Below are 6187 nucleotides of genomic sequence, written 5' to 3'. Positions count from 1 at the left end.
ACCGGAGGAAGCGTGTCACTGGATTCTCAGGTCGCTTTGCTCCCCTACGAATCCAGTTCCCTTGCCACCTAAAGGGGTGGCAAGAAAAGCTTTGTTTCCCTTGAAGTAACAGAATAAGCAGCTCTATGCTTTCCTTTAATATCACGTGGCACTCGCCCAGCGCCCACCCTCATTTACCATTATCCCACTGCCTTCCCGCCGACCGGTATTTACCGTCTTTCCCTCACTTGCCATTCTCACCGGGATCCTTCGCTTCGCTCAGGATGACGAGGGGAAGGCAGGCGGCAGTCCCAAGAAAAAAGGACCTCCGGAGAGGTCCCAAATGGCAGACAAACTATTGTTATTATTTCAATCAATCGGATTTCTTCATTTCGCCAGTGCGTCTTTCCCGCCTGCAATGCCGGGGTGGGTCATTTCGTAGGGGGAGAGGATGCGGGTCATGGCTTCTTTGGTGATGAGCTGTTTTTTCAGGATGATTTCACGAACCGGCTGTCCGGTGGTGTAGGCTTCTCTGGCGGTGGCAGCGCATTTTTCGTAGCCGATGTGGGGCAGGAGGGCGGTGATGACGCCTACGCTGTGGTCCACCCAGTACCGGCACTGTTCTCTGTTGGCCTCCAGGGTCTTCAGGAGCTTTTCATTGAATGTATTCACCGCATTGGTGAGGTAGCGGAAGGAGTTGAAGATGTTGAAGGCAATCACCGGTTCCATGACGTTCAGCTCCAGCTGTCCATTTTCCACGGCCATGCTGATGGCCAGGTCGTTGCCGATGACCTGGTAGCAGGTCTGGTCGAGGACTTCTGCAATCACCGGGTTCACCTTGCCCGGCATGATGGAGGAGCCGGGCTGGCGGGCTTCCAGTTTGATTTCATTGAGGCCGCAGCGGGGGCCGGAGGCCATGAGACGGATGTCGTTGGCCATTTTAATAAGGGAAAGGGCTGTCACCTTGAGGGCGGCGGATACGTCGGCGTAGCAGTCGGTGTTGTTGGTGGCGTCGATGAGGTTTGGTGCCGTTTCAAAATGGAAGCCCGTGATTTCAGACAGGGTATAGGGGAAGAGGCGGATGTATTCCGGTTCCGCATTAAGGCCGGTGCCTACGGCGGTGCCGCCCATGTTCAGGTCCTGCAGGGAGCGCAGGGACCGGGTAATCCGTCCGATGCTCCGGCGCACCATGGAGGCGTAGGCATTCATTTCCTCGCCCAGAGTGATGGGCACAGCGTCCTGGAGATGGGTGCGGCCCATTTTCAGCACGTCCTCAAATTCCTTTCCCTTGGCCTCAAAGCCCTCTGCCAGGTCGATGAGCGCTTCCGTCAAGGCTGCCGCCTTCCTGCAGAGGCATACTTTAATGGAGGTGGGGAATACATCGTTGGTGGACTGGGCCATATTGGCGTGGTTGTTTGGTGAAATAATATCGTAGCGGCCCTTTTCATAGCCAAGGATTTCAAGGGCCCGGTTGCACAGAACCTCATTCATGTTCATGTTGATGGAAGTGCCTGCGCCGCCCTGGATGGGGTCAAGCGGGAACTGGTCCAGCATTTTGCCATCCATGATTTCATCAGCAGCCTGGATGATAGCTTCTCCGATGGTCTTGTCCATGCGGCCTGTCTTCAGGTTGGTGAGGCAGGAAGCCTTTTTCACGGAAGCCATGGATTCGATGAAATCAGGGTCCAGGTGGGCACCGGTAATCTGGAAATTTTCCTTAGCCCTCATGGTCTGAACGCCGTAGTAAACCTCATCAGGTACTAATTTTTCTCCCAGAAAATCATGTTCCTTGCGCATTTTTGAATTCCTTTCCATGCATGTGCTGCAATAATAAAATTTGAAAAATCATTTCAACGCAATCTTAACCGTGTGATTCATAACTTGAAATCATGATTATGACTAAAAGCGGCGGGGAGGCCCATCCCCCGGAAGGCCTCCCCGCCACGTAAAAAGGCGTCTGATTGTCCCAAAACATCAGACGCCTTTGCCAGTCATATTTACTTTGAAGAGGAAAATTTGGAATTCCCTCATCTGCCCATGAGTGTACACCTATACTGGAAATCTGTCAAGTGGTGTGAAAGATAATGTATCAGAGCAGGAAAAATGATAAACTATAGGCAATGGAAGTTCTGTGGCGCCGCTTCCCGTCATGAAGCGGCGCCGGAAAGGAGTTTATATGGACACATCCACCATACCGCTTGCCGAATTCAGCAGGGAAGAAGGACTCATTTCGCCGGATTTCGAGCACCTTCCCCTGAAACTCCCCCGCCGCTGCCTCATGGCCTTTCTGGGAGAAAAACGAATCGCCTCCTTTGCGGAAAAGAGGGGCGGAAAGGTTATAGGCACCTTCCTTTCCCTCACCAAGCCCTTCCCTCTTTATGAAATCGAAGGGGAAAGGGAACCCCTCCTCCTGGTGCAGGCCCCTGCCGGTGCCCCGGCGGCCGTGCTCATCGAAGACCGGCTCTTTGCCTACGGCGTAGAAAAGGTGATGGCCATCGGCTGCTGCGGCGCCCTCACCAACATTCCGGAAAACTGCTTCTTCCCCATTGAAAGGGCCCTCCGCGACGAAGGCACCTCCTACCACTACCTGCCCCCTGCCCGGTTCATTGAAATGGACAAGGGCCCCCTTCTTCACCTGAAGGACTATTTCCAAAAGAAACACCTCCCCTTCCGTCCCGCCGCCACCTGGACCAGCGACGGCTTCTTCCGGGAAACGGAAGAAAAAATCAAACGCCGCCGCGAAGAAGGCTGCACCCTGGTGGACATGGAAGCCAGCGCCCTCGCCGCCTGCGCCAGATACAGGGGAAAGGAATTTGCGGAAATCATGTTCACCGCCGACACCCTCTCCTCCCTCACCCACGACCAGCGCCGCTGGGGGAAAGAAAGCAGAAACGCCGCCCTCATCCTGGGCATGGAAGCGCTGGAAGAAATATAGGGGCCGCGAAGCGGCCCGGGTTCAAAGGGTTCAGAGGGTTCTCAGGTTTGACGGCCTTTCGGGCGCAATTATAATAGCCGCTTTGCGTCCTAAAGCCTTTACAACCGGGCTCCGCCCGTCAGAGCGGGTGTGAAGGTTTTCCGCCGTTATCGCCATAAACATAAATTGACTCAAAAGCCCAGCACCCATAGTGCCCCCGCTTTAGCGGGGTGGCAAGCGAACACGATTCGTAGGGGAGCGACAGCGACCTGAGAATCGTGTGAGACGCTTTCCTGTGGAGAAAGGTGGTGGCGCAGCCACCAAAGGGGGCCCGCCGGAAGGGTGCAGGAAGAGTATGACTCAAAGATTTCTCTCCGCCCACCCTCGTTGCCCCTTGAGGGGCCATAGGGTGTACGGGGCCAAGCGCCGATGTGACACTCCGCTGCTATCCGGACCGCCGATAGGCTGCCTGCCCTATTTTGAGTTTCTTTCCGATTCTTACCCTCCAGCACCCCTTCGCCACTTCGTGGCCCTCTTCGCCCCGCTGGGAAGCGTGTCACTGGATTCTCAGGTCGCTTTGCTCCCCTACAGCACGGCTATCACCGACTCACTGGATTCTCAGGTCGCTACCGCTCCCCTACGAATCCACTTCGCTGGTGTGACTCCAGTTCCCTTGCCACCTAAAGGGGACGCAAGGGAGAGCAACACCATATTACCTGAGTTGACACCCCTGCCCAGCGCCCATAGTGCACCCAGCGGATGGAGTGGCAGGGGTTAGTGCCGCATTTCCCTTGCCTTCGGCAAAAGAAAGCAGCGCCGTTCTTTCCACGAAAAAAGATATGAAATCCACCGGATTTCACATCTTTTCTATGTTCATCAGCCCAGGTCTTTCAAGAGGTCCGCCACGTGGGAGGCGGCCTTTACCTTTCTGTATTCCTTGACCAGGTTTCCTTCTTCGTCAATGATGAAGGTGGATCTTTCGATGCCCATGTATTTTCTGCCGTACATGCTCTTTTCCTTCAGCACTCCGTAGAGGTTTACCACTTTTTCTTCCTCATCCGAAAGGAGGGGGAAGTTGAGTTCGTTTTTATCCCGGAAATTGCAGTGCTTTCTTACGGAGTCGCGGCTCACGCCGATGACTGCATAACACAGGGCTTTGAAGTCTGCCAGGTGGTCCCGGAAAGCTTTAGCCTCCAGGGTACAGCCGGAGGTGTTGTCCTTGGGGTAGAAATAGAGGATCACCTTCTGTCCTCTGTAGTCATGAAGGGATACGTCTTTACCGCCGTCCGAGGGCAGGGTGAAGTCCGGTGCCGGTTTTCCAATTTCAAGTGCCATAGAAATGCCTCCTTTTAAAGGATAGTGATTCTATCGTGAATCAGCCATTCGTTAATTCGATTTCTTTCAATATAGTACCACAAAAGGGAAGAGCAGGCTAGTGGATATAATAGACGATAGAAGATAGAAGATAGACTCTAGTCCACTAGTCCACTAGTCCACTAGTACACCAGCTCACTATCTCACATCAATCCCCTCACCAGGATAATGAAGATGAGGAAAGGCAGGACGTACTTGAAGTAGGGCTGGATCCAGCGGGGCATTTTCATGCCTTCGCCGGTATTCACTTCCTTCAGGTAGTTGTCAAAGCCCCAGCCGTACTTGGTGACGCAGAAGAGGGCGAATATGATGGAGCCAATGGGAAGGATGAGATTGCTTACCACAAAATCTTCCGAATCAAGAATGCCTCTGGCACCAAGGATATGGACATCCTGCCAGATGTTGAAGCCGAAAATGCAGGGAAGGCTGCCAAAGAATACAAGCGGCAGCAGGATGTAAACCGTTTTCTTCCTGCTCCAGCCGAAATTATCCATGCAGTTTCCGATAAGCCCCTCAAAAACAGCGGTCACTGTGGAGAAGCTGGCAAAGGTCATGAAAGTGAAGAAAAGGGTTCCCCAGATTCTGCCGCCGGACATATTGACGAAAATATGAGGCAGTGTAGCAAAAATGAGGGACGGCCCTTCTCCCGGCGCCACACCATAGGCAAAGCAGGCAGGGAAAATAATAAGTCCCGCCAGCAGGGCCACAAAAGTATCAAGAGCCGCAATGCGGATGGCCTCCCCGGTGAGGGAATGGTCCTTTCCCATGTAGCTGGCAAAAATTTCCATGGAGCCCTGGCCCACGGAGAGGGTGAAGAAAGCCTGTCCCATGGCGGCTGCCGCCACATTGCCAAGGCCCGCCTCCACCGCCCGGTCCCAGTCCGGCAGAAGGTAAAACTCGATACCCTTGCCACCGCCGGGAAGGAAAACGCTGTTCACTGCCAGAATGACGATGAGCCCAAGAAGGGACAGCATCATCACTTTGGTCACCTTTTCCAGGCTCCCTCCTACGCCGCCGGCACAGATGATAAATCCCGCCACCACCGTAATGCCCATGAAAATCGTCTGTTCCAGGGGATTGGAAACCATGGTTCCGAAAACCCCGTTGATTTCCGCCGCCCCCATGCCCTGGAAGGCTCCGCTGAAAAAGCGCCAGAAATAATCAAGCATCCAGCCGGAAATGGTGGTGTAGTAAATCATGAGGATAAAGGTCCCCAGAAGGCATACCCAGCCGTGGATATGCCACCAGCTGCCCTTCGGTTCCAGGGCCTTAAAGCCCCGCATGGCGCTCTTGTGGCTGGCCCGGCCTACGGCCAGCTCCATGGTGACCACCGGAATCCCCATGAGAACCAAAAAGGCCAGATAAAACAGCACAAATACTGCGCCGCCGTATTCGCCGGTAATGTAAGGAAATTTCCACACATTCCCGATACCGATGGCGCAGCCTGCACTGACCAGGATAAATCCCAGCCGGGATTTAAAGCTGTCTCTTTCTTCCATTCTTCTTTCCTCCGATTTCCCATTATAGCGGCAGACAGACACCCTTCGCCTGCCGGAAGTGAATTTCACACAAGAAAAATGCCCTGCCCGGTTTCCTATTCACCGGCAGGCATGAAATTCACACAACTTTTATATTATACAACAGATTAGAGAAAAAGGATAGGACGCTGGGAGCCGCAAAGCGGCTCCGGGTTCAGAAGGTTCAGAGGGTTCAGAGGGTTGACAAGCCCTACGGGCTTGAAGGTTGTGGTGGCGCCCTTCGGGCGCAATTATAATGGCCGCTTCGCAGCCTAAAACCTTTACAACCGGGCTTCGCCCGTGGAAAACAGACAAACCGCGCCTATCGGTCAGTCGATTAAAAGGAAGGCCCTTTTATGGGCAGGCTATGGGCCAACTTCGACTGACTTGCACATTCTCTGCA

The 6187-nt window shown here is 53.9% G+C and carries 4 protein-coding genes; 1 reads left to right on the top strand and 3 read right to left on the bottom strand.

Annotated features, from left to right (window positions below; all coding sequences use genetic code 11):
• Positions 1-366: 366 nt before the first annotated feature.
• Positions 367-1776: an aspartate ammonia-lyase gene (locus QZQ29_RS08520; protein WP_296962319.1), complete on the bottom strand. Its 1410-nt coding sequence runs from the start codon at positions 1774-1776 to the stop codon at positions 367-369.
• 379 nt (positions 1777-2155) lie between these two features.
• Here QZQ29_RS08520 and QZQ29_RS08515 point away from each other — a divergent pair, with 379 nt between their 5' ends.
• Positions 2156-2914 carry a nucleoside phosphorylase gene (locus QZQ29_RS08515; RefSeq protein ID WP_296962317.1) on the top strand — a complete coding sequence of 253 codons (759 nt, stop codon included), beginning with the start codon at positions 2156-2158 and terminating at the stop codon, positions 2912-2914.
• Positions 2915-3769: 855 nt separating this feature from the next.
• Here QZQ29_RS08515 and bcp read toward each other — a convergent pair.
• Complete coding sequence (bcp, locus tag QZQ29_RS08510; protein ID WP_296962316.1) at positions 3770-4228, bottom strand: thioredoxin-dependent thiol peroxidase; 459 nt, start codon at positions 4226-4228, stop codon at positions 3770-3772.
• Between the two features lie 182 nt (positions 4229-4410).
• Positions 4411-5766: a sodium-dependent transporter gene (locus QZQ29_RS08505; RefSeq protein WP_296962314.1), complete on the bottom strand. Its 1356-nt coding sequence runs from the start codon at positions 5764-5766 to the stop codon at positions 4411-4413.
• Positions 5767-6187: the final 421 nt, after the last annotated feature.

This window comes from uncultured Dialister sp. (genome assembly GCF_900538805.1).
GTDB lineage: Bacteria > Bacillota > Negativicutes > Veillonellales > Dialisteraceae > Dialister.
Note: the sequence above shows the minus strand (reverse complement) of the source record. Positions and strands in the feature narration are given on the sequence as shown.

What these genes read in the sequence shown, in the direction of transcription:
- QZQ29_RS08520 (WP_296962319.1), bottom strand. Translation starts at nt 1,776, where the DNA reads ATGCGCAAGGAACATGATTTTCTGGGAGAAAAATTAGTACCTGATGAG.
- QZQ29_RS08515 (WP_296962317.1), top strand. Translation starts at nt 2,156, where the DNA reads ATGGACACATCCACCATACCGCTTGCCGAATTCAGCAGGGAAGAAGGA.
- bcp (WP_296962316.1), bottom strand. Translation starts at nt 4,228, where the DNA reads ATGGCACTTGAAATTGGAAAACCGGCACCGGACTTCACCCTGCCCTCG.
- QZQ29_RS08505 (WP_296962314.1), bottom strand. Translation starts at nt 5,766, where the DNA reads ATGGAAGAAAGAGACAGCTTTAAATCCCGGCTGGGATTTATCCTGGTC.